At 43.7% G+C, this 20,937-nt stretch carries 19 protein-coding genes; 8 read left to right on the top strand and 11 right to left on the bottom strand.

The annotated features are described in order from the left end of the window. Positions 1-78 precede the first annotated feature (78 nt). Together trmD and pheT are read right to left on the bottom strand one after the other, a co-directional pair. On the bottom strand, positions 79-753 hold the full coding sequence (trmD, locus tag CHU92_RS10605) for a tRNA (guanosine(37)-N1)-methyltransferase TrmD (protein WP_094415385.1): 675 nt from the start codon (positions 751-753) through the stop codon (positions 79-81). Between the two features lie 81 nt (positions 754-834). Next, positions 835-3,258 (bottom strand): phenylalanine--tRNA ligase subunit beta, encoded by a 2,424-nt coding sequence (gene pheT, locus CHU92_RS10610; protein WP_094415387.1) that lies wholly within the window; start codon positions 3,256-3,258, stop codon positions 835-837. A gap of 122 nt (positions 3,259-3,380) precedes the next feature. Between pheT and CHU92_RS10615 the strand changes: the two genes are divergently transcribed. Beyond that, positions 3,381-5,879 carry a M14 family zinc carboxypeptidase gene (locus CHU92_RS10615; RefSeq protein WP_094415389.1) on the top strand — a complete coding sequence of 833 codons (2,499 nt, stop codon included), beginning with the start codon at positions 3,381-3,383 and terminating at the stop codon, positions 5,877-5,879. Positions 5,880-5,887: 8 nt separating this feature from the next. Here the strand turns inward: CHU92_RS10615 and CHU92_RS10620 are convergent, their stop codons facing one another. From CHU92_RS10620 to CHU92_RS10630, 3 genes are read right to left on the bottom strand one after another with little or no spacing between them, the layout of a single operon-like run. Next, on the bottom strand, positions 5,888-6,289 hold the full coding sequence (locus CHU92_RS10620) for a response regulator (RefSeq protein WP_094415391.1): 402 nt from the start codon (positions 6,287-6,289) through the stop codon (positions 5,888-5,890). 3 nt (positions 6,290-6,292) lie between these two features. Next, entirely contained in the window at positions 6,293-7,423 is a 1,131-nt protein-coding gene (locus CHU92_RS10625) for a sensor histidine kinase (protein WP_317044688.1), read from the bottom strand. Then, positions 7,399-8,229: a hypothetical protein gene (locus CHU92_RS10630; RefSeq protein WP_094415395.1), complete on the bottom strand. Its 831-nt coding sequence runs from the start codon at positions 8,227-8,229 to the stop codon at positions 7,399-7,401. Before CHU92_RS10630 ends, CHU92_RS10625 begins: the two co-directional genes overlap by 25 nt. A gap of 173 nt (positions 8,230-8,402) precedes the next feature. Here CHU92_RS10630 and dnaK point away from each other — a divergent pair, with 173 nt between their 5' ends. Further along, positions 8,403-10,304 carry a molecular chaperone DnaK gene (gene dnaK / locus CHU92_RS10635; RefSeq protein ID WP_094415397.1) on the top strand — a complete coding sequence of 634 codons (1,902 nt, stop codon included), beginning with the start codon at positions 8,403-8,405 and terminating at the stop codon, positions 10,302-10,304. A 57-nt stretch (positions 10,305-10,361) separates the two neighbouring features. Here dnaK and CHU92_RS10640 read toward each other — a convergent pair whose 3' ends face one another. The 3 genes from CHU92_RS10640 to CHU92_RS10650 all read right to left on the bottom strand — a co-directional run bounded on the left by CHU92_RS10640 (position 10,362) and on the right by CHU92_RS10650 (position 13,152). Continuing rightward, the gene (locus tag CHU92_RS10640; RefSeq protein WP_094415399.1) at positions 10,362-10,745 is read right to left on the bottom strand and encodes a DUF3037 domain-containing protein; all 384 of its coding nucleotides are present in this window, start codon (positions 10,743-10,745) and stop codon (positions 10,362-10,364) included. Beyond that, a complete protein-coding gene (locus tag CHU92_RS10645) occupies positions 10,723-11,517 on the bottom strand; it encodes a HipA family kinase (RefSeq protein ID WP_094415401.1) in 795 nt (264 codons plus the stop codon). Before CHU92_RS10645 ends, CHU92_RS10640 begins: the two co-directional genes overlap by 23 nt. A gap of 75 nt (positions 11,518-11,592) precedes the next feature. Further along, complete coding sequence (locus tag CHU92_RS10650) at positions 11,593-13,152, bottom strand: L,D-transpeptidase family protein (protein ID WP_094415403.1); 1,560 nt, start codon at positions 13,150-13,152, stop codon at positions 11,593-11,595. A 134-nt stretch (positions 13,153-13,286) separates the two neighbouring features. On the opposite strand from CHU92_RS10650, the gene CHU92_RS10655 reads away from it, so the two are divergent. Continuing rightward, positions 13,287-13,514 (top strand): hypothetical protein, encoded by a 228-nt coding sequence (locus CHU92_RS10655; protein WP_094415405.1) that lies wholly within the window; start codon positions 13,287-13,289, stop codon positions 13,512-13,514. Between the two features lie 98 nt (positions 13,515-13,612). Here the strand turns inward: CHU92_RS10655 and CHU92_RS10660 are convergent, their stop codons facing one another. After that, positions 13,613-14,494, bottom strand: a complete 882-nt coding sequence (locus tag CHU92_RS10660) for a hypothetical protein (RefSeq protein WP_094415407.1) — start codon at positions 14,492-14,494, stop codon at positions 13,613-13,615. 101 nt (positions 14,495-14,595) lie between these two features. Between CHU92_RS10660 and CHU92_RS10665 the strand changes: the two genes are divergently transcribed. The 3 genes from CHU92_RS10665 to CHU92_RS10675 all read left to right on the top strand — a co-directional run bounded on the left by CHU92_RS10665 (position 14,596) and on the right by CHU92_RS10675 (position 17,611). Continuing rightward, positions 14,596-15,633 carry a formimidoylglutamase gene (locus tag CHU92_RS10665; RefSeq protein WP_094415409.1) on the top strand — a complete coding sequence of 346 codons (1,038 nt, stop codon included), beginning with the start codon at positions 14,596-14,598 and terminating at the stop codon, positions 15,631-15,633. A 96-nt stretch (positions 15,634-15,729) separates the two neighbouring features. Continuing rightward, positions 15,730-16,989: a DEAD/DEAH box helicase gene (locus CHU92_RS10670; protein ID WP_094415411.1), complete on the top strand. Its 1,260-nt coding sequence runs from the start codon at positions 15,730-15,732 to the stop codon at positions 16,987-16,989. 55 nt (positions 16,990-17,044) lie between these two features. Then, a complete protein-coding gene (locus CHU92_RS10675) occupies positions 17,045-17,611 on the top strand; it encodes a hypothetical protein (protein WP_094415413.1) in 567 nt (188 codons plus the stop codon). Positions 17,612-17,635: 24 nt separating this feature from the next. Here CHU92_RS10675 and hutI read toward each other — a convergent pair whose 3' ends face one another. Further along, the gene (gene hutI, locus CHU92_RS10680; RefSeq protein WP_094415415.1) at positions 17,636-18,871 is read right to left on the bottom strand and encodes an imidazolonepropionase; all 1,236 of its coding nucleotides are present in this window, start codon (positions 18,869-18,871) and stop codon (positions 17,636-17,638) included. A gap of 69 nt (positions 18,872-18,940) precedes the next feature. Here hutI and corA point away from each other — a divergent pair, with 69 nt between their 5' ends. Beyond that, positions 18,941-20,023, top strand: a complete 1,083-nt coding sequence (gene corA / locus CHU92_RS10685) for a magnesium/cobalt transporter CorA (protein WP_094415417.1) — start codon at positions 18,941-18,943, stop codon at positions 20,021-20,023. A 194-nt stretch (positions 20,024-20,217) separates the two neighbouring features. Next, the gene (locus CHU92_RS10690; protein ID WP_165764636.1) at positions 20,218-20,673 is read left to right on the top strand and encodes a hypothetical protein; all 456 of its coding nucleotides are present in this window, start codon (positions 20,218-20,220) and stop codon (positions 20,671-20,673) included. 74 nt (positions 20,674-20,747) lie between these two features. On the opposite strand, the gene CHU92_RS16045 is transcribed toward CHU92_RS10690, so the two are convergent. Continuing rightward, positions 20,748-20,937, bottom strand: a 190-nt coding sequence (locus CHU92_RS16045; RefSeq protein WP_207759839.1) for a hypothetical protein, incomplete at its 5' end; no start/stop codon positions are given.

Raw genomic sequence — 20,937 nt, forward strand, 5'->3', positions numbered from 1 at the left:
TTAAAAACTAACCATTCTTTTTTTTATTGTTTAGGACGCTATTGGTTCTGAACCTGAAACCTGAAACTTAAAACAAATTCACTCCAACAGATCCGGCCTGCGGTTCCTGGTGTGCTCATAAGCTTTCTCCTCACGCCATTTTTCAATATTGGCATTGTGGCCGCTCAGCAGCACATCGGGTACTTTCCAGCCTTTATACTCGGCGGGGCGTGTGTAAATAGGAGGGGAGAGCAGGTTATCCTGGAAACTGTCGGTAAGGGCTGAGGTTTCATTGCTCAGGACACCGGGGATAAGGCGTATTATAGAATCGGATAAAACCGCAGCCGCCAGCTCCCCGCCTGACAGCACATAATCGCCAATAGAGATTTCTTTTGTTATAAAATGGTCGCGCACCCTTTGGTCAACGCCCTTATAATGCCCACACAGGATAATTATGTTTTTGAGGAGCGACATCCGGTTGGCCATGCCCTGGGTGAGGGTCTCACCGTCGGGTGTCATATATATCACTTCGTCATAATCGCGTTCACTTTTAAGCTTGCTGATGCAGGCGTCAATAGGTTCTATCATCATAACCATACCCGCACCACCGCCAAACTGGTAGTCGTCTACATTTTTGTGTTTGTTGGTGCTGTAATCGCGCAGGTTATGCACATGCACTTCCACAAGGCCTTTTTCTATAGCGCGCTTGAGTATTGAAGCCTCAAAAGGGCTTCGCAGCAACTCCGGTAATACAGTTATAATATCTATACGCATAATGGGATATATAATTTCAGGTTCCGGGTTTCGGGTTTCTGTTTCGCAACCCGCAACTCAGAACTCTGAACCCGTAACTATTTAGCGAAGCTGCGCTCCTGTTTCTTTCTCCAGGTTTTGCCTTATTTTGCCCATTATCTTATCTATCTGCTCATCAGTAAGCGTTTTGGCACTATCCTGGAGCGTAAAGCTTACTGCATACGATTTCTTTCCTTCCGGCAGATTGTTACCTTCATACACATCAAAAAGGTTAATATCCTTTAGCAGCGACTTTTCCGTTTGCCTGGCTATATTGAAAATATCTTCAAAAGTAACGTTAGTGTCAACAAGCAGTGCAAGGTCGCGGCGTACTTCCGGGAATTTTGATATTTCTGTAAACTTTACTTTACCGGTTGTTAATTTTAAGATGGCATCCCAATTAAAATCAGCAAAAAGCACCTCCTGTTTTATATCAAACTGCCTGGCAACCGTTTTCTTTATTATACCCAATTCTACAATCAGGTCAGTGCCTGCCATAAAAGCGATGCCTTCAGAAAAAACATCATTGCATACAGGCTGAGACTGCAGCTTTAGAAGTCCCAGGCGTGTAAGCACCACCTCTACAAGGCCCTTGAACATGAAGAAACCTGCCGGCTTTTGCGGGTGTGACCAGTTTTCCGGAAGCCGGTTGCCGGTAAGCGTCATAGTGAGGTGTTTCTTCTCATCATATGCCCCCGCCACTTTATGGTATGTTTTACCGAATTCGAACAATTTCAGGTCGGCTCGCTTCCTGTTGATATTGAATGATACTGCTTCAAGCGCACTGAAAAGCATAGACTGCCTCATAGCAGCAAGGTCGTTGCTCAGCGGGTTCAGCATCATTACGTTGTGTTCTTCTTTGAGGCTTTGGGTAAGTTTAATATATTCAGGAGAGGTAAGCGAGTTAGCCATCATCTCATTAAAGCCTAATGATATCAAGTTGTTAGCCACAAGTGTCTGCAGCTTATGGTCTTCCGTACGCAACGAGTTGGAAATAGAAGCGTTGAGTTTTTGTGTAAAGGCAATATTATTATACCCATATACACGAAGTATTTCTTCAATAACGTCAACTTCACGGGTTACGTCCACGCGGTATGCCGGTACTACAAGGCCAAGCCCAGCATCACTCATCGTGGCAATTTTAATATCAAGTGAGGCAAGAATTTTTTTTATGGTTTCTTTTGGAATTTCCTGCCCAATAATCCTGTTTACATTGCTGAAGTTCAGCAGTACAGAATGGTCTTCCAGCTTTTTAGGGTAAATATCTGTAATGTCAGATGTAATTTCCCCGCCTGCGGTTTCCCTTATCAGGAGTGCCGCACGCTTAAGGGCATATTCGGCGATGGTAGGGTCAATACCTCTCTCAAAACGGAAAGAAGCATCAGTGCTTAGCCCGTGGCGTTTGGCAGTTTTGCGTATTGCTACCGGATTAAAGTAAGCGCTCTCTAAGAATATGGCCGAAGTATTTTCGGTAACACCTGAATTTTTACCGCCAAAAACGCCTGCAATGCACATAGGCCCGTTCTCATCGCATATCATGATGTCTTCTTCATGCAATGTCCTTTCCACATCATCAAGCGTTGTAAATTTAGTGCCGGCAGCCACAGTCTGGACAATTACCTTATTACCCTTGATTTTAGAAGTATCAAACGCGTGCAGTGGCTGGCCAAGCTCATGCAGTACGTAGTTGGTTACGTCAACAACATTGTTTTTAGGTGTCAACCCAATGGCTTTCAGCCTGTTTTGCAGCCACGCCGGCGATGGTTTAACCGTTATCCCAGAAATGGTTACGCCGCAATATCTCGGCGCCAGTTTACTGTCGGTTACCTTAACATCTATTTTCAGGGTACGCTTATCAATCCTGAAATTACTTACGGACGGCGTAATAAGCTCTGTATGTACATTCTTCTGGTTTAGCCCGGCCCTTAGGTCGCGCGCCACACCCCAGTGGCTCATGGCATCGGCACGGTTAGGGGTAAGGCCTATTTCAAAAACTTCATCCGTTTCAATATTAAATACTTTTGATACCGGTGTGCCGGGTTTAAGGTCATCCTTCAGTACCATAATCCCGTCATGGCTTTCGCCCAGCCCAAGCTCATCCTCGGCGCATATCATGCCGTGGCTTTCCTCACCGCGTATTTTTCCTTTCTTTATCTGGAATGCATTGCCTTCTTTGTCATAAAGTGTAGTCCCTATAGTAGCTACGGGCACTTTCTGTCCTGCGGCAACGTTAGGGGCGCCGCACACAATCTGTACCGGCTTGCCGTCTCCAAGGTCAACTGTCGTAATCCTTAGCCTGTCAGCATTAGGGTGCTGCACACAGGTAAGCACATGGCCTACCACAACCCCCTCTAGCCCGCCTTTTAGCGATTCGAATTTTTCCACGCCTTCCACCTCAAGGCCAAGATCGGTCAGCAGGGCAGCGGTTTCATCTGATTTCCAGTCTAATTTTATAAATTGTTTTAACCAGTTGTAGGATATACGCATTTCAGTTTATTTTTTAAGCACGCAAAGATAATAATTGTGGCTGAAGTTCCCGTAAATTTAAAATTCAAAGATGCAAACATTGTTAAATTCGTTACATTTGGGAGCATTAATACTATCCTTACATGAAAAAGCTGTTTTTAGCATTATTATTCTTTAGCATCAGCATAATTGCACAGGTTAAAAGCCCCGCAGAATTTATACCCGAATATGGCAGGCAGGTAAGCCAGTATAACCAGCTGGAGGGCTATTTTGCCCATCTGGTGCAAAATTCAGCATACATAAAGCACCGTCCTTACGGGCAAACCTCCCAGGGGCGCAGCCTTAATACCTTTATAATTTCATCACCCGAAAACCTAAACGTATTAGAAAGTATCCGCCTTACTAACCTTTATGCTATAGGCATGGCAGGAAATAAGCCTGCTGAAGCCAATGATAAAGCCATTGTGTGGCTTAGCTTCAACGTACACGGCAATGAAGCCGCTGCCGCCGAAAGCGCCATGAGTGTAGCCTATGAGCTTGTGAACCCTGATAATACCGCTACTAAAGAATGGCTTAAAAATACGGTTGTAATACTTGACCCGTGCCTGAACCCTGACGGTTACTCCCGTTATGGCAACTGGCTGAGGGATATTTCAGGAAAGAACACACACCCGGGGCTATATGACCGTGAGCACATGGAGCCATGGCCGGGTGGCCGGCAAAACCATTATGCGTATGACCTGAACCGTGACTGGGCCTGGCAGACACAGGTGGAAACGCAGCAGCGTATAGCCTTGTATAACCAGTGGATGCCTATGGTACATGTTGATGTCCACGAAATGGGTTATAACGAACCCTATTTTTTTCCGCCGGCGGCTGAGCCTTTTCACGAATTTATTACCCAGGCGCAAAGGGATTTCCATAACAGCATAGGCGAGGCAACCTCGAAAAAGTTTGATGCAGAAGGGTGGAACTATTACACCCGTGAGCGCTTTGACCTTTTTTACCCAAGTTATGGCGATACCTACCCCAGCTTTAACGGGGCTGTAGGGATGACCTATGAGCAGGGCGGCATAGGGGCTGGGCGGGCCGTAACCATGAAGAACGGCAATATCATTACCCTGCAGGACAGGATAAACCACCACACCACAGCCGTGCTTACTGCCGTAGAAACAGCCTCGTGGCAAAAGGACAGGCTTGTAAAGAACTTTCGCACCTATTTTAAGGATAGCAGGGAAACCCCTAAGGGGAAATACAGGACGTATATTGTTAAAAATAATGGCAAGAGCCAGGAACTTGCCAAACTGCTCGACCGTAACCATATCAGGTATGCGTATGCCGATGAAATAAAAAAGCTCTCCGGCTATCATTACCAGAGCGATATGGAAGAGAGCTTTACCCTGGAACCTAATGACATAGTTATACAAGCCCGGCAGCCTAAGGCTGTACTTACACAGGTACTTTTTGAGCCTGCACAGAAGCTTACCGATAGTTTGTCGTATGATATTACTGCCTGGACACTGCCACATGCCTATGGTATAGAAAGCTATGCCCTGAAAAAAGAAACCGAAGTTAAGACGAGGCAACACGTAACACAAAAAGGAAAACTTGAATATGAAAAGGCCTATGCTTTTTATGTACCCTGGGATGGAAGGCAATCCGTGCGTACACTGGCGTCGCTGCACAAAAATGGTGTTAAGGTTCGCTCTGCCCGGAAAGCATCTGCCTTCAGGGGAATAAAGATTAACCCCGGTGACCTTGTAATATTGAAAGGTGATAATCCTGCCCTCGGCAATTTTGAAGGCGCTATGAACGTCCTGCTTATGGAAAAATGTGATTATGAAGTTATAGAAACCGGTTTTTCAGTAAGCGGTGCGGACCTTGGAGGGGAATTTTACCCTTTGCTTGACGCGCCAAAAGTGCTTCTCTTCTCCGGCAGTGGCATTAGTGCAACTGATTTTGGGCAGGCATGGTTTTATATGGATGAGGTGGCAGATTATCCGGTAAGCATTGTAGACCAGCAAAATTTTGGGCGTGTCAATCTCGCAGAATATAATACCATAGTAATGGCTGATGGCTGGTATAGCTTTACTGATGAACAGAAAAAACGTATTGATGAGTTTATAGATAACGGGGGGAAAGTAATTGCTATAGGCAACGCGCTCAGTATTTTTGAAGACAGGCCGGGCTATAGCCTGACAAGGTTTGCAACAGATGCCGATAAGGAACTTGACAAAAAAGAACAGGATGATGAGGCGTTAAAAGCCCGTTTTCTCGAATACCAAAATGCTGAACGCCGAGCCATGAGCGCAGCAGTGCCAGGCGCTATTGTAGAAAATATACTGGACAGGACACACCCGTTAAGCTATGGTCTTGGCAAAAAATACTTTAGCCTGAAGACCAGTGACAGCCATTACCAGTTACTTAAAAACGCCTGGAATGTAGCCTACGTCCCTAAAAATTACAAAAACTTTGGTTTTATAGGGCAAAGCCTTAAAAAGCGGTTAGCAAATACTGTAACTTTCGCAGTAGAGCAGAAAGGGCAGGGTAAAATTGTTTACATGGTTGACAACCCACTATTCCGTGGTTTTTGGGAAAATGGCAACCTGTTGTTCAGCAATGCGTTATTCCTGCTCGATTAGATCAGGTTTTAAACCATAAGGTTATTTACAAGTTCCTTGAGCATTTCCAGCGTCAGCGGCTTCGTGCGGAATTCTGCAATTACATTATGCTTACTGGCATATTCCATATCATCGGGGTTTGCCGATGTTGTCAGCATGACAACGATAACGCTGTGATGTATTGATTTGTCAAGCGCTTTATAGTGTTCCAGGAATTCCCATCCGTCCATTCCCGGCATGTTTATATCCAGGAAAATCATATCAGGTAGTTCTGTATTGTTAGGCTTATTAAGATAGTCTAAAGCCTCTTGCCCAGATTCTTTGGCCAGGACATTTATCTCAGGATTAAATTTTTTAATCACTATTTCATGAAAAAAATTATCAATCTTGTTATCGTCAACAAGCATGATTAAATTCAATTTTTTATTCATAAATTATAAAAATGGTATGGTAAATTTAAAAATACTTCCTCTTCCGGGTTCTGATTCGACCCAAATAGTACCGCCGTGCATTTCGCTGATTTTTTTGCAGTTGGCAAGTCCCACGCCGTGGCCTTCAAAATCTGTTTCTTTATTAAGCCGCTGAAACATTTTAAATATTCTTTCAGAATATCTGGAATCGATTCCTATTCCATTATCTTTTACATAAAATTCATAATAGTCATCCTTTCTGGTGAAACCAATGTGTATAACCGGGCGGGTATCTTTTTTCCGGAATTTTATTGCGTTATTCAGCAGGTTTTGCAGCATTTGGCGTAATTCAGTTTCATAAGCGTGCAGTTTAGGCAGCGTATTATCGATTATGATGTTACTGTTTGTGCATTTAATCAAGCCGTTCAGGTCAGACATTACTTCATTAAGAACCATTTCAGCATTAGTAAGGCTTAATACTTTATTCCTCCCCAGCCTGCCATAATCAAGCAGTGAACGCACCAATATACTCATCCTGTTTATTGCTGACCCAACGGTAGCTAAGTGCTGGCTCAGCTCCCCTTTTATCTGTTCCGGGTAATCTTCCTCAATTAACTGAAGGTAGTTGGTTACAGTGCGTAGTGGCTCCTGCAGGTCATGGGAGGCGATATAGGTAAATTGCTCCATCTCCTTGTTTTTTTGCTGCAACTCAATCACCTGCTTTTTTATTATAATTTCACTTCGCTTCCTCTCAGTTATGTCGACTATGGATGCCAGAGCCACTGTACCATCGTCGGTTTTAATGGGGGTAAGGCAAATTTCTACGGGAAACTCTGTCCCATCCTTGCGCACTGCAAATAACTCAAGTGAAGACTCAAATTCCCTTACTTTTGGAGATAGAAAATAGTTGGCATGTTTTTTTGAATGCTGCTCCCGATACCTTTCCGGCATGAGTATTTCAAGTTTACTGCCTACTATTTCTTCTGCCTCATAACCAAACATTTCCTTTGCCTGGTTGTTAATCAGTGATATATTTCCCCGGATGTCAGATATAACCAGTGCATTAGGTGCTGAGTCAACCACAACCCTGAAGTTTTCTTTAGCTATTTCTTTATTACGGTCCAGTTCATTCAGGATGGCTGATGTTTTGTAAATAAAAAAAGGGTAATGGTAATGAAAACAATAGCAAAAATAGCAATGGCAGGCTCAACGCTCACCCATCTGTGCCTGTGGCAGAGTATAAGAAGGTAACTGGTCAGTAACATCATTATAATGATACGGCTGGTAAGCATACGTGCCATAAGGTTGCCAATCATTTCTCCGGTAAGCATGCCGGTTATACCTGCGGAAGGATTAAAAAAAGAGCCTACTAATGACAGCACAAAGAGCCCTACAGCAGTGTGTGGCGACATAGAAACATTAAAAGAATGATTGTAAAATGTAGGTATGCCGAATAAATAGCCCAAAAGTGCGACAACTGCGAAAAGGGTTGTTGTATGAAATAAGAACTGGGCACTATTGACATATTTTTTGTTACGGGAACCTGCAAGCAGTAACCCGACACTAATTATTAAAAAGCAAAACCCTGTAATGGGCGATGTCCTTCCAGGCATCGGATTCAGCAACGAACTTTTGTCAGGCATTAATAATACATCCATACCAAAATCATGTTGGAGTATTACCTGCAAAAAGGCCATTACACCAAAAAATCCAACTAATGACGTCAGTATATATGACAGCGGGTAGAGTTTCCGGAATTTAGGTATCAGGCGTAAAAGAACAGCACCGGAAAGTAAGGCAAACGCAAGGGCAGTATTAAATTTAATCTCGGGGAATGACGGGATTATCATTTTAAGATGCCTTACATTAAATAACCATCCGGCAACAATTGTCAATGATGCCAATGTTATTAAGCCTGTAGCAACGATGCTCAGGTGCTTATAAGTGTACTTTTGGGGCATACATATATTTTATTTGTGTTAAAATTATTAAAAAAACGGTAAATTTAATAACTGTTCAATTTTATTTTGTAAAAGTGTCAAATTGTCATATATATGTAAACTTTATAGCTATGGCATAATCATTGTCTGCCTGTAATAAACAAATCTGAAAAATAAAATATAATTTAAACAAGATGAGCAAAATAATCGGAATTGACTTAGGTACTACCAACTCATGTGTTGCCGTTATGGAAGGTAATGAACCGGTGGTAATACCTAATGCTGAAGGAAAAAGGACAACACCGTCAGTAATTGCATTTGTTGATGGCGGAGAGATCAAAGTGGGAGATCCTGCCAAAAGACAGGCAGTGACAAATCCAACAAAAACCATAGCTTCCATAAAGCGATTTATGGGGAACAGGTACACAGAAAGCGCCAAAGAGGCTGAAAGTGTACCTTATAAAGTAGTGAAAGGTGATAATGACACACCACGCGTGGACATTGATGGCAGGCTGTACACGCCTCAGGAACTGTCAGCAATGACACTGCAGAAAATGAAAAAAACAGCCGAGGATTATCTTGGTACAACCGTAACTGAAGCCGTTATTACCGTTCCGGCCTACTTTAACGATGCACAACGCCAGGCTACTAAAGAAGCGGGTGAGATTGCCGGCCTTAAAGTAAGAAGGATAATCAATGAACCGACAGCGGCCGCACTGGCTTATGGCCTTGATAAAGCCGGGAAAGACCAGAAGATTGCCGTGTATGACCTTGGTGGCGGTACATTTGATATTTCTATCCTTGAACTTGGCGACGGGGTTTTTGAAGTACTTTCTACCAATGGTGACACACACCTGGGCGGGGATGACTTCGACCAGGTAATCATCGATTGGCTTGCCAATGAGTTCAACAGCGAGGAAGGTGTTGACCTGCGTAAAGATGCCATGGCACTGCAGCGTTTAAAAGAAGCTGCGGAAAAAGCTAAAATAGAGCTTTCATCGTCTACACAAACCGAAATTAACCTGCCGTATATAACAGCCACGGCTTCAGGGCCTAAGCACCTTGTAAAAACACTGACAAGGGCTAAATTCGAGCAGCTGGCCGATGACCTTGTACGCCGTTCTATGCTGCCATGTGAAAAGGCACTGAAAGATGCCGGACTTTCTAAATCAGATATCGATGAAGTAATCCTGGTAGGCGGTTCAACCCGTATTCCTAAAATACAGGAAGAAGTAGAGAAATTCTTCGGCAGGAAACCTTCTAAAGGCGTAAACCCTGATGAGGTAGTGGCTATAGGTGCTGCTATACAGGGTGGTGTGCTTACAGGAGACGTTAAAGATGTACTGCTTCTTGACGTAACACCGCTTTCACTGGGTATTGAAACCATGGGTGGCGTTATGACCAAACTTATTGAAGCGAACACAACAATCCCTACCAAAAAATCGCAGGTGTTCTCTACAGCGGCAGATAACCAGCCTTCTGTAGAGATACATGTGCTGCAGGGTGAAAGGCCAATGGCACAGGATAATAAAACTATCGGCCGTTTCCACCTTGACGGGATACCACCTGCCCCAAGAGGTGTGCCTCAAATTGAAGTAACATTTGATATTGATGCCAACGGTATCATCAAAGTATCGGCAACCGATAAAGGAACAGGAAAATCTCACGATATACGTATTGAGGCTTCTTCAGGGTTAACCCAGGAAGAAATCGAAAGGATGCGTAAAGAGGCTGAAGCCAATGCTGATGCCGACAAAGCGGCCAAAGAGCGTGTGGACAAGCTAAATGAGGCTGATGCAATGATTTTCCAGACAGAGAAACAGCTTAAAGAGTTTGGCGATAAATTGTCAGATTCGTCTAAGCAGCCTGTTGAAGCAGCGCTTGAAGAACTTAAAAAAGCTTATGAGACTAAAGACGTTGCCACTATCCAGCCTGCCCTCGACAAGATAAACGAGGCATGGAAAGCCGCTTCGGAAGAAATGTACAAAGCCCAGGCCGACGGGGCACAGGGTGGTGCGCAGCAGGCACAGCCTGAAGGCGGCGCACAACCTGAAGGCGATAACGTACAGGATGTGGACTTTGAAGAAGTGAAGTAATAGTTCTTACAGATATAACTAAAGAAGGAAGCCGTCTCACAACTGAGGCGGTTTTTTTTATAATACCATTTCCCGGTATAATTGCTCTGCCTTTTCCTGCGGGTCAGTACACAGGCCCGGGTGTGGGCGTGAGGTTTGTATTACAGAGCTGCGGACAGCCGTAAGCCAGCGAAAGCGCTCGGGTACGTCCAGGAGGGCTATGGGCCCGCCCTGCATATCGCCACATGCTATTTTTTTAAAAGATTCCAGGTTACTATTCACCTGCTCAATATCAAGCCCAGCGTGCAGCATAGCCAGTTTAGGTTCATCAACTTTATAAAGTACCGAAATAAACTTTTTTCGTTTACAGAACAATATAATTCCTGCATTTATAAACTCTTCGCGTTCTACCCTTGGCACAATGCGGAGTACGGCATATTCATATAAGTGCTTCTCTTGCATGTTCTGCCTGTTTAACAAATAGTTCTGAATGTTTAAGCCGCAGGGTAAGGAAATGGACATAAATGTTCCTTATCTCGTCAGGGCTTTTTTCAACGCCTTCCCATTGCAGCCAGTTATCCGGGAGCAATGATACTATGGCAGTCAGCTTTTCTTCGGTCAGCAATCCTCTAAATTGCTCATTTACAATATCCAGTACTGATGCCTGAGGTAAAAGCACGTGGTCTTTTATAAGTGCAAAGGGAGTTTTGGCATGGCCTTCAGGGTCTGTAAAGGCATGATGGAAATAAAGGCTGGCGCCGTGGTCAATAAGCCATAACTCTTTATGCCATATCAGCATATTAGTATTCCTGAAGGTGCGGTCAACGTTGGTAATATACGCATCAAGCCACACGATTTTTGATGCTGTTTCAGCATCAACTGTAGTCACTACGGGGTCAAAATTTATGGCGCCCTGGAGATAATGCATTCCCAGGTTCAGTCCCTGGCTGGCCTGCAGCAGGTCCTGAATCTCCTCATCGGGTTCCGTACGCCCAAAAGCCTCATCAAGATTGGCAAATACCAGTTCAGGTACAGGAAGCCCAAGCACCCGTGCCACCTCTCCGCCTATAAGCTCCGCTATAAGCGCCTTTGTGCCATGCCCGGCTCCCCTGAATTTAAGCACATATTTAAAATTATCACTGGCTTCGGCAATGGCAGGCAGCGAACCGCCTTCCCGCAGGGGCGTTATATAACGTGTTATATCAACCGTCCTTAAAAAAGGCTTGTTATCCATGATTACTCCTTCTTGTTGTAAAAATAGTTAAATATTATGCGGAAGCCTAAACTTGCTTATAAAACTACGGAGGGCTTATTGGATATACAGCATTGCAGCCAGCCTGTTGTCACGTTCATAAACATCCTCAAAAAAAGCAACACTTCCCTTATCATCAGCCCATGCGGTAAAATAAGCTATATAAACCGGTATTTTCTTTTTGAGTATATAGCTGTTCTCTTTTCCGGAATTCATAGCGTGATCTACTTTTTTAGCATTCCAGCCACCGTCATTTTTTGTAATGGCAATGGCCAGTTCACGCGCTTTTTCTACCCTCACGCATCCATGGCTGTAGGCGCGTTCATCTTTTTTAAAGAGGCTTTTTGCAGGAGTATCGTGGAGATATATATTATTGGAATTAGGGAACATGAACTTTACAAGGCCGAGGGAATTGTTACTGCCGGGTTTTTGCCGTACTCTTTTGCCATACCATTCCATATTATGTTCTTCAAGGTAATTAGGGTTCTTTTCCAGTTTTGGTTTTATTTCTTCTTCAAGGATACTGTTTGGTACATTCCAGTATGGGCTGAATACCAGGTAACTAAGCTGGCCGCTGAACACTATGGTCTTATTAACGTCTTTGCCTACCACCACCCTTGACGTTAGCACCTGGCTGCCATCACGGCTGTACACGAGCCAGTATGAAGGTATATTTACCGCAATAAACTCTTTGGCCGTATTAATTTCTGGCGACACCCAGCGGCACCGCTCCATATTTACAGATATAGTCTTTATTCGATCGCCCACAGGAGTGTTAAGGTCTTTTAACAGGGCAGGGGTAATGGTCTTTTCGGGTGTCTGCCGGTGCCGCATGGCGTATTGGGTAAGCCCTTCGGTGAGTTCCTTGTCAAAAATACTGCTGCCGGAGTCCCTGTCCAGGTAGCCTTCCATATGGAGGCGTTTCCGCACTTGTGATACCGCAGTCAGTGAATCGCCCGGTTTTATGACTTTTATTCCTTCGGGCAGTGTGATGGTACCCCAGCCTCCATTTTTTTCAATTTCACGATAACGGTGCAAAGCTTTTTTAAGATTATAATACTGTGCAAACATTTCGCCTTTGTCATTGTCTATTTTGCCCGGGTCTTTCATCAACGTATCGAGGTAAGCCACATAGGAGACCTTTTCGCGGGGCAGGTACCAGCCAGTTTCCCTGCTCTCTTTGTCGTCAAGCCCTTTATATACTTTATGTGCCCAGTAAAAATACATGGCGCTTACCAGTAGCTCTGCATCAAGGTCAGGCCTGCTGCTGGCATTATTAAAAAAGAGTGCGTTTAGTTTTTCACTGTAAGGAATCTTCAGCGGTAATCCTTCTTTATCAATCTGTGTTACACGGTTAAAGAGTACTTCGGCAAATTCTATGAGCCCTTTCCGGTCATGCCATATATAGTGGTAGTTGTGCTTTTTATAAAGCTCTTTTACTTCAGGGCTGAACTCATTAAATTCCGGATATTTGGCAAAAAAAGCATTAATACTTGTACTGTCAATCATAATGGCTTTTTCTTCCACATGTGCCTTTCCGGTGTTGTCCCTGTCTCTTTTACATGCTAATATGGTAAACAATATTGCCAGTACCAGCATCTGCAATAATCGTATCATGGCATAAATCTTTCCCTAAAGATAAGGATTTATGAAATTCCGATAATGCTCTGCCATAAATTATTAAAGATACATTAGCAATTGCAGGAATATTTTTTAGCTTTACGGTTGCTTGAATTAAAAAAATAATAATTATGCTTAAGGACGAACTGTATGCGCTTTTTGCGGCCATGCCTGATGTAGTAAGGGATAAACTGAAACCCGTAATGGACAACCTGCTTGAAAGGGCAGGGGAGCTTGATTACTATCTGGCGCCGGGTACCGATGATTATGAAGATGAGCGCGAGCAGATTATGAAAGAGGTCAACAAAATAAAATACATAAATGACCACTGGCAAATAATAAATGCCGCTGGGAATTAGAATAATATTTTGTGGTTGGAAATCCCTTCGGGCTTCCCGCACAACTACCCAGGCGGTTGGCAAAATCACACTTCGCAAATCGCCCGGGCCGATTTATCTTATCGCAGCGAGAAGCTTGAGTTGGCTACCAGCTGATCCTTGTCAAATATATTTACAAAATAAGTCCCTTTGGCAAAATCCTTACCGGGCAACACTTCACTGATTTCCATAGTTTTATTTTGGTAAGCTACATTTGTGGTAAAACTGTAAGTAAGTGTATAATCGCCAAATGTCTCAGTCTTTTTGTCGCCAAGCACATTGTTTTTACTGTCAATAATCTGTACATAATACAGCCTGCTGCCAGATTTAGCCACTTCGTTAGCAGCAATCGTGAAACTTATTTTTAGCTTATCAACCCTGCTTGCTTTATCGGTAGCAATAAGTTTGCCTGAACTTCTTTCTTTAAAAGATTCTGTTTTCAGGTTAACAATGGTAAGTTTTGATGCTTTCTCTACCGTGCGCGAAAGATTTTCATTTTGGCTCACCAGAGTATCATTATACATTCGGGACTGATCCAGGGCATTGCGCGTACTGTCACGCTCCGCCGTAAGCGAGGCATTTTCCCCTTTAAGCTTTTTATTTTCGGCCATGAGGTTGTCCATATCGCGCTTCAGCCTCCTGTAATCATCCTTAAAGCGACGCAATGATGCTACATCGCCTTTTGATTTTTTAACTTCAGCAATAAGCTGTTCAATTTTGGCCCGTTCTGCTTCCAGTTCACTTTTAAGCCCTGAATTCTCTGCAATGGCCTTATCATAACTTGCTTTAGCAGTATTAAGGTCGTTAAGAAGTATTTCTTTATCTGACATAAGCGCTTCATTGCTCTTTTCTACTTCCTCATTTTCAGTACTCATTTTATACATATACGTGAGGCTGCCTACAAGCAGAATGGCCAGCACAATAATGATAGCTTTTAAGCTGGAATTACTTTTTTGTTCCATTGTAAGATATTTTTTTCAAATTTATAGATTATTTTAATTAGCCCTCGTAAATTAACGAAATTTTAGTTGAAAATAGTATTTTTGGACGCAACAAAGCATTCATGGAACATATTGTAAGGTTTAGCGAAAACGACCTGCTTAAATATACAGCGCAGCGCAGCGGGGAAGTTAAATTCGGAGAAAGGATAGCCGTTATCCCCGGTAATATATCAATTGAAGAAGGCCTAAAAACTACCGAAGCCGGTTTTGTGTTGCTGGGAATACCCGAGGATATTGGGGTCAGGGCCAATTATGGCAGGGCCGGCACTGCCGGTGCGTGGGAAAGTACGTTAAGCAGCCTTGCTAACCTCCAGCATAATAAGTTTTGTAAAGGAAGCCGACTGCTCATACTGGGCCATATTAATACTGCCGCAGCAATGGAAAAGGCAGCATTGCTGGATACTTATGATAAAGATGACCGGAAAAAACTTTTTGATTTTGTTGAAGCAATTGATAAGGAAGTGGCTCATATTGTATGCCGAATCCTGCTCGCAGGCAAGATCCCTGTCATTATCGGGGGGGGGCATAACAACGCTTATGGAAATATCAAAGGAGCAGCACTCGCGAAGGGTAAACCTGTAAATGCTATAAATTTTGATGCGCATACAGATTTCAGGATGCTTGAAGGGCGCCACAGCGGTAATGGTTTCAGTTACGCCTTCGAAGAAGGATTCCTGAAAAATTATTTTATTTTCGGGCTGCACGAAAATTATGCTTCAAAAAGTGTCATGGAAGTGATAAAAAAATACTCAGAAAGGATTAAGTACAACACTTATGACCAGATAGGTGTGAGGAAAGAAAAAGCTTTTTCCGCTGAGCTGTACCACGCACTTGAGTTTATAAACGATGAGCCTTTTGGCATTGAAATGGACCTTGACGCACTACCGGGTATTGCCAGCAGCGCCATGACACTCAGCGGCTTCAGCATTGAAAAGGCGAGGCAGTTCCTGCATTTCTTCGCTTCCGACACAAACGCATCTTACCTGCATATTTGTGAAGGTGCGCCCGCTCTTGATACGGAAAAAAACAGCCATCTTACCGGCAAGCTTATTGCTTACCTTATCACAGATTTTATCAAAGCAAAACTGGCGCAACAATAATAGATGTTATTCTAAGGTGCCTGGAAAAACAGTTAAAAATTAAAAGACTATCTTTGCAGGGCCCTGCGCCACTGCAGGGTATAACTACCGGATAACATGAAATTTGACGAACTTAATTTACTACGAAATATACAACAGGCGCTCGCAGAAGAAGGATATGAAAATGCCACTCCCATACAGGAACAGGCAATACCGCCCATACTTGAAGGGAACGACCTTGTAGGCTGCGCGCAGACTGGTACCGGCAAAACAGCAGCTTTTGCTATACCTATCCTCAATTCGCTGCACCGCATTGTTGGCTCTGCCAAAAAAGTAAAATATATCAGGACGCTGGTAATTACGCCAACCCGTGAACTCGCACTGCAGATTGGTGAAAGCTTTGATACTTACGGGAAATACACCAATATCAGGCAACTCACTATTTTTGGCGGGGTAAACCAGACATCGCAGGTTGACCAGCTTAAAAAAGGTGTTGACGTCCTGGTTGCCACCCCGGGGCGGCTATTGGACCTGCACAAGCAGGGCTTTATAAATCTTGACCACCTGCATACACTCGTACTTGATGAGGCCGACCAGATGCTGGACATGGGGTTTATTCACGATGTAAAGAAGATCATCAAGCTGACACCAGGCAACCGGCAGACCCTGCTATTTTCGGCAACGATGCCCATGGCAATACGGGAACTCGCAGATACTTTCCTTACAGATCCAAAATATGTATCGGTAACGCCCGTTTCCTCCACAGCCGAAAGGGTAAAACAGCAGCTTTACCACGTGGATAAAGGCGATAAGCGAAAATTGTTATATCACCTGATACGCAATGAAAACCTGAGCAACGTACTTGTTTTTACCCGTACTAAACACGGTGCCGACAATGTTGTAAGAGCCCTGAAAAAAAACGGCGTACACGCTGAAGCCATTCATGGAGATAAATCACAAAGCGCAAGGGTACGTGTACTTGACAGTTTCAAGAATAAGGAAGTATCCGTACTTGTAGCCACAGATATTGCTGCCCGTGGGATTGACATAGAAAGCCTGCCGTATGTAATTAACTTTGACTTGCCTAATATTCCCGAAACGTATGTACACCGTATCGGGCGTACGGGAAGGGCTGGCAATGAAGGCCTGGCTATATCGTTTTGCAGCAGGGACGAACTGCCATACCTTAAAGATATTGAGAAACTTATACGGCTGAAACTAAAAGTAATTGAAAGCCACCCGTATCCTTATGATGAAGAAGGCACAAAGAGCTCCCAAACACAAAAACCAGACCGGAGAAATAAAAATAAAAACAGCGGGGGTTCTAATTCCAGGAAATCAGAAGCATCAAAAAAAAAAAAAAAGCGTTGGTACTAACCGGCGCTTTTTACGGTTATTATCTTAAATTTACAGCTGTTGCCTGATAATTATCATGAAAAAGCCAATTTTATTTTTTTTTATTTTAACCTGTACAATTGTAACCGCCCAAAATAAAAGGAGCAATACAACAGCTGATAAACCGGCTGTTGAAACAGCAAAACCGGCTAATGAAGCCAGAAACAACGATTGGGATACGCTGGACAAGGCTTTTATAGCACTCATTGATGCACTTATAAAAGGGGATAAGGCAAAATTTGTCCAGCTGAGCCTGAAGGAAGTTGACTGTGTAGATTGTATTGGCCCTACTGAGATTACTAAGGATGGCGCTTTTGTACCCGCAGAATTCTTTTTTGCGGTTATTGGCCAGAAGTTCACGGATTCCCCCGTGTATAAAGCTATGGCATCCAGGGGCTATTCCTTTAGCACGGTAGTTTTAAAGGGCTTTAAGCCCAAAGTGCTTCCAGCTGATTATCCTGATAACCTTAAATTGTATGATGTATGGGTGGAGACTTACAGGCCTGGTGAATTTTCCAAAAACCACAAAGGCACTAGCCATTCATTCCGGTTTGTGAAGGTCAGGGGGAAGTTTAAATTTTACGGCCTTACATCGCTTCCATAAAAAACCTCAAATGCTAATCCGGACTTATATCACTTTTCCATTGATAATTACAGACTCAACCAGGTTAGTCCCAAAAGCATATGGCAACTGGTAGTAAGAACTCACAGGACGTGTAATTATGATATTAGCCTTTTTGCCGGTGGTAATGCTGCCGTGCGTTTTGCTGAGCCCCATGGCATAAGCCCCGTTGATGGTTGCCGCATTGATAGCCTCTTCAGGTGTCATCCTCATTTTGATACAGGCTGTTGCCACCACAAAATTCATATTGCCCGATGGCGTAGTGCCGGGGTTAAAATCTGTTGCCAGCGCCAGCGGAAGGCCCGCCTGCAGCATTTTACGCGCCGGTGTGTACGGTATGCTGATAAAGTAAGAGCAGGAAGGCAGCGCTACAGGCATGGTTGCCGTCCCTTTAAGGGCTTCAATATCCTCATCGGTCACGATTTCCAGGTGGTCCACACTCAGCGCATTATGCCTGACGCAGGCAGCAATACCGTGTATGGCAGTAAACTGGTTTACATGTATTTTGGCAGGCAGCCCGTATTTTTGGCCTGCTTCCATTATGCGCTCCGTTTCTTCTACCGAAAAATATCCCGTTTCAAGAAACGCGTCAATATAATCGGCCAGCCCTTCCTCTGCTATGGCCGGGAGCATTTCATTGATTATAAGGCCCATGTAGCCTTTGTGGTCCTCTTTATATTCTTTAGGGAAAGCGTGTGCCCCGAGAAAAGTCGCTTTGATGGCAGCCGGATAAGTTTCTTTAAGCCGTTTTATTACACGCAGCATCTTTAGCTCACCTTGCACCGTGAGGCCGTAGCCTGATTTTATTTCCACGGCCCCGGTACCCAGCCGCATCACTTCCTCAAGCCTTGCCGCGGATTGCCGGTAAAGCTCTTCTTCATCGGTTTCATTAAGCAGGGCAGCGGAGTTCAATATTCCCCCGCCGCGGGCAGCTATTTCCTCATAGCTCAGGCCGTTTATCCTGTCCACAAATTCCTGCACACGGCTGCCGGCATACACCATGTGGGTATGGCTGTCGCACCAGGCAGGTAACACAGCCCTCCCGGTTGCATCAATAACCTCTGCGCCCTCAGGAGCCGGGCAGGTATCCATGGTGCCAAAACCGGCTATAGTAGTGCCTTCTGTTAAAAGCCAGGCATTGTTAAGCGTTGGCAATACAGCCATGTCCGCACCCGAAACCCTGTCGGTTGGCGTTGTGCGTACCTGCAGCAGTTCCGCAATATTTTTAATAAGTATCTTCATTTACAAAGTTTTTGTAAAAATAGAGCGGTTTTTAAAAAACTCCTATATTTATGCCAATAAATCAATGCCGTGAGAAGGATACAATACCGCAGGGTACGCAAAGTGCAGCCCTATAATTTTGAATATACAGGGACACACAAGACAGAACCTGTAGCGATGCAGCTGTTTGTATATGATGAGGAAGGGTATGAAGAATACAAGAAAGTATCGCTCGAAAGGGTGTTCAAAGAGTGTTATGACGAGCTCCAGGCAGATGATGTAAAGTGGCTCAATGTGCACGGGCTGCATGACGTGGACCTGATAAAGCGTATTGGCGAACTGCTCGAAGTAGAACCCTTCATCATTGGCGATATCCTCAACACATCGCGCCGTACAAGGATTGAGGAGCTGGGCGATATATTGTTCTTCAGCATAAAATCGGTTTTGCCTAAAGAGGAGAATGGCGATATAGTCACCGAGCAGATCAGTTTCCTGCTGAAAGATAACCTTATCATATCATTCCAGGAAAAAAAGAGCGACTACTTCAGCCACATACGCGAAAGGATACGCACAGGCACAGGCATTGTCCGGAAAAAAAAGAACGACTACCTGCTGTACCTCATGCTCGATGCCATTATGGAAAACTTCTACATAGTCATTGAAAATTATGAAAATAAAATTGATAAAGTAGGCGCGGAAAGCAAATACAACCATAAAAGCAACTTTATCAAAGTTGTAGAGCAGGACAGGGATAACCTTAACTACCTAAAGCGGGCCATCAATCCGCTGCGTGAGGCACTCTACAGCCTCAAAAGCCATAAAGAAGACGAAGATTTCCAAAATATACGCAAGGGCAGCCACACCTATTTTGAGCGCCTGCACCAAAAATGCCTTGAACTGCTGGACCAGGTAGAATATGACCTTATGGCGCTCGACAGCGCCTCCAACTTCCATTTTTCGGCACAGAGCCAGCGTATGAACCAGATCATGAAAACCCTCACCATATTTTCAGTTATTTTCATGCCGCTTACTTTTATTGTCGGCATTTACGGGATGAATTTTGACAATATGCCCGAACTGCGTGCCGAAAACGGCTATTTCATAGTGCTGGGGATAATGTTTTTGATGATGATAGGGATGGTCATATACTTCAGGAAAAAAGACTGGTTTTAGTGCCCCAGGCAACGATGCGTTGGTTTTATCGCGGCACCGCAACCACCGTAAATGCCGTTATAAAGCAATTTATTTTTTTGGGCGTGTCCCTGCGGGCCGGGCTTTCCGCTGCAAGTCCTCATTCCGCTGCGCTGCANTTAGCAGTAACCTTTCAGAAAAACTTGATAAAAACAGAAACGTAATTGAAATAGAAAATGATCAAAACCAAAATTTCTCTGACTGTATTCTCATTTCTAACAATTATTCAATTCCCGTTTTCAATTTTATTTTTGAACTCAGACTTTGTTTCTTCGGTCATTCCGGGTTGGAATACAACAATAGTTTCGCCACATTTAATAGCGACAATATTTAAGTCTATTTTAATGTTAATTGTAATTACTTTTTACTGGAAACTGAATAAAGTTGTGAAAGAAATTGACCTTAAATTTTTCATTTTACATTTGATATTAACAATTCCATCAATAATCAACTCTAAAATTCCTTTGCATTCGTTGATAGAATTTGACAATGATAATTTTGAGAAAGCTATCAAAGAATATGAATTTGTTGACTCGATAGTAATTACGTTGAATATTTTATTTGTTATTGGACAAATCATTTTTGGAGTTTATTACACTAAAAAAATGAGACAATTGAAAGTTGGTGAGTAAAGGCTACTGCTAACAGCCGTTAACCGCTATTACTGGATTTTCATCGTTTCACGTCTGTTTTTCACGTATAACTATTATCTTAGCAGGACAGTACGCAGTTCGCTGGCTTCGCTACTGCTGCCAAGCGCCAAAACGTGGTGTGGAAATCGCTCCGGGCTTCCCGCACAACGCCCCAGGCAATTTGCCCCGGCCAGCCCTTTGGGACTGTCCGACAACAAAGCGATTTGCAAAATGCAAATCACTTCGCAAATCGCCTGGGGCGTT

Source organism: Flavobacterium cyanobacteriorum, assembly GCF_002251835.1.
In the GTDB taxonomy this organism is placed as follows: Bacteria; Bacteroidota; Bacteroidia; order Flavobacteriales; family Flavobacteriaceae; genus Flavobacterium; species Flavobacterium cyanobacteriorum.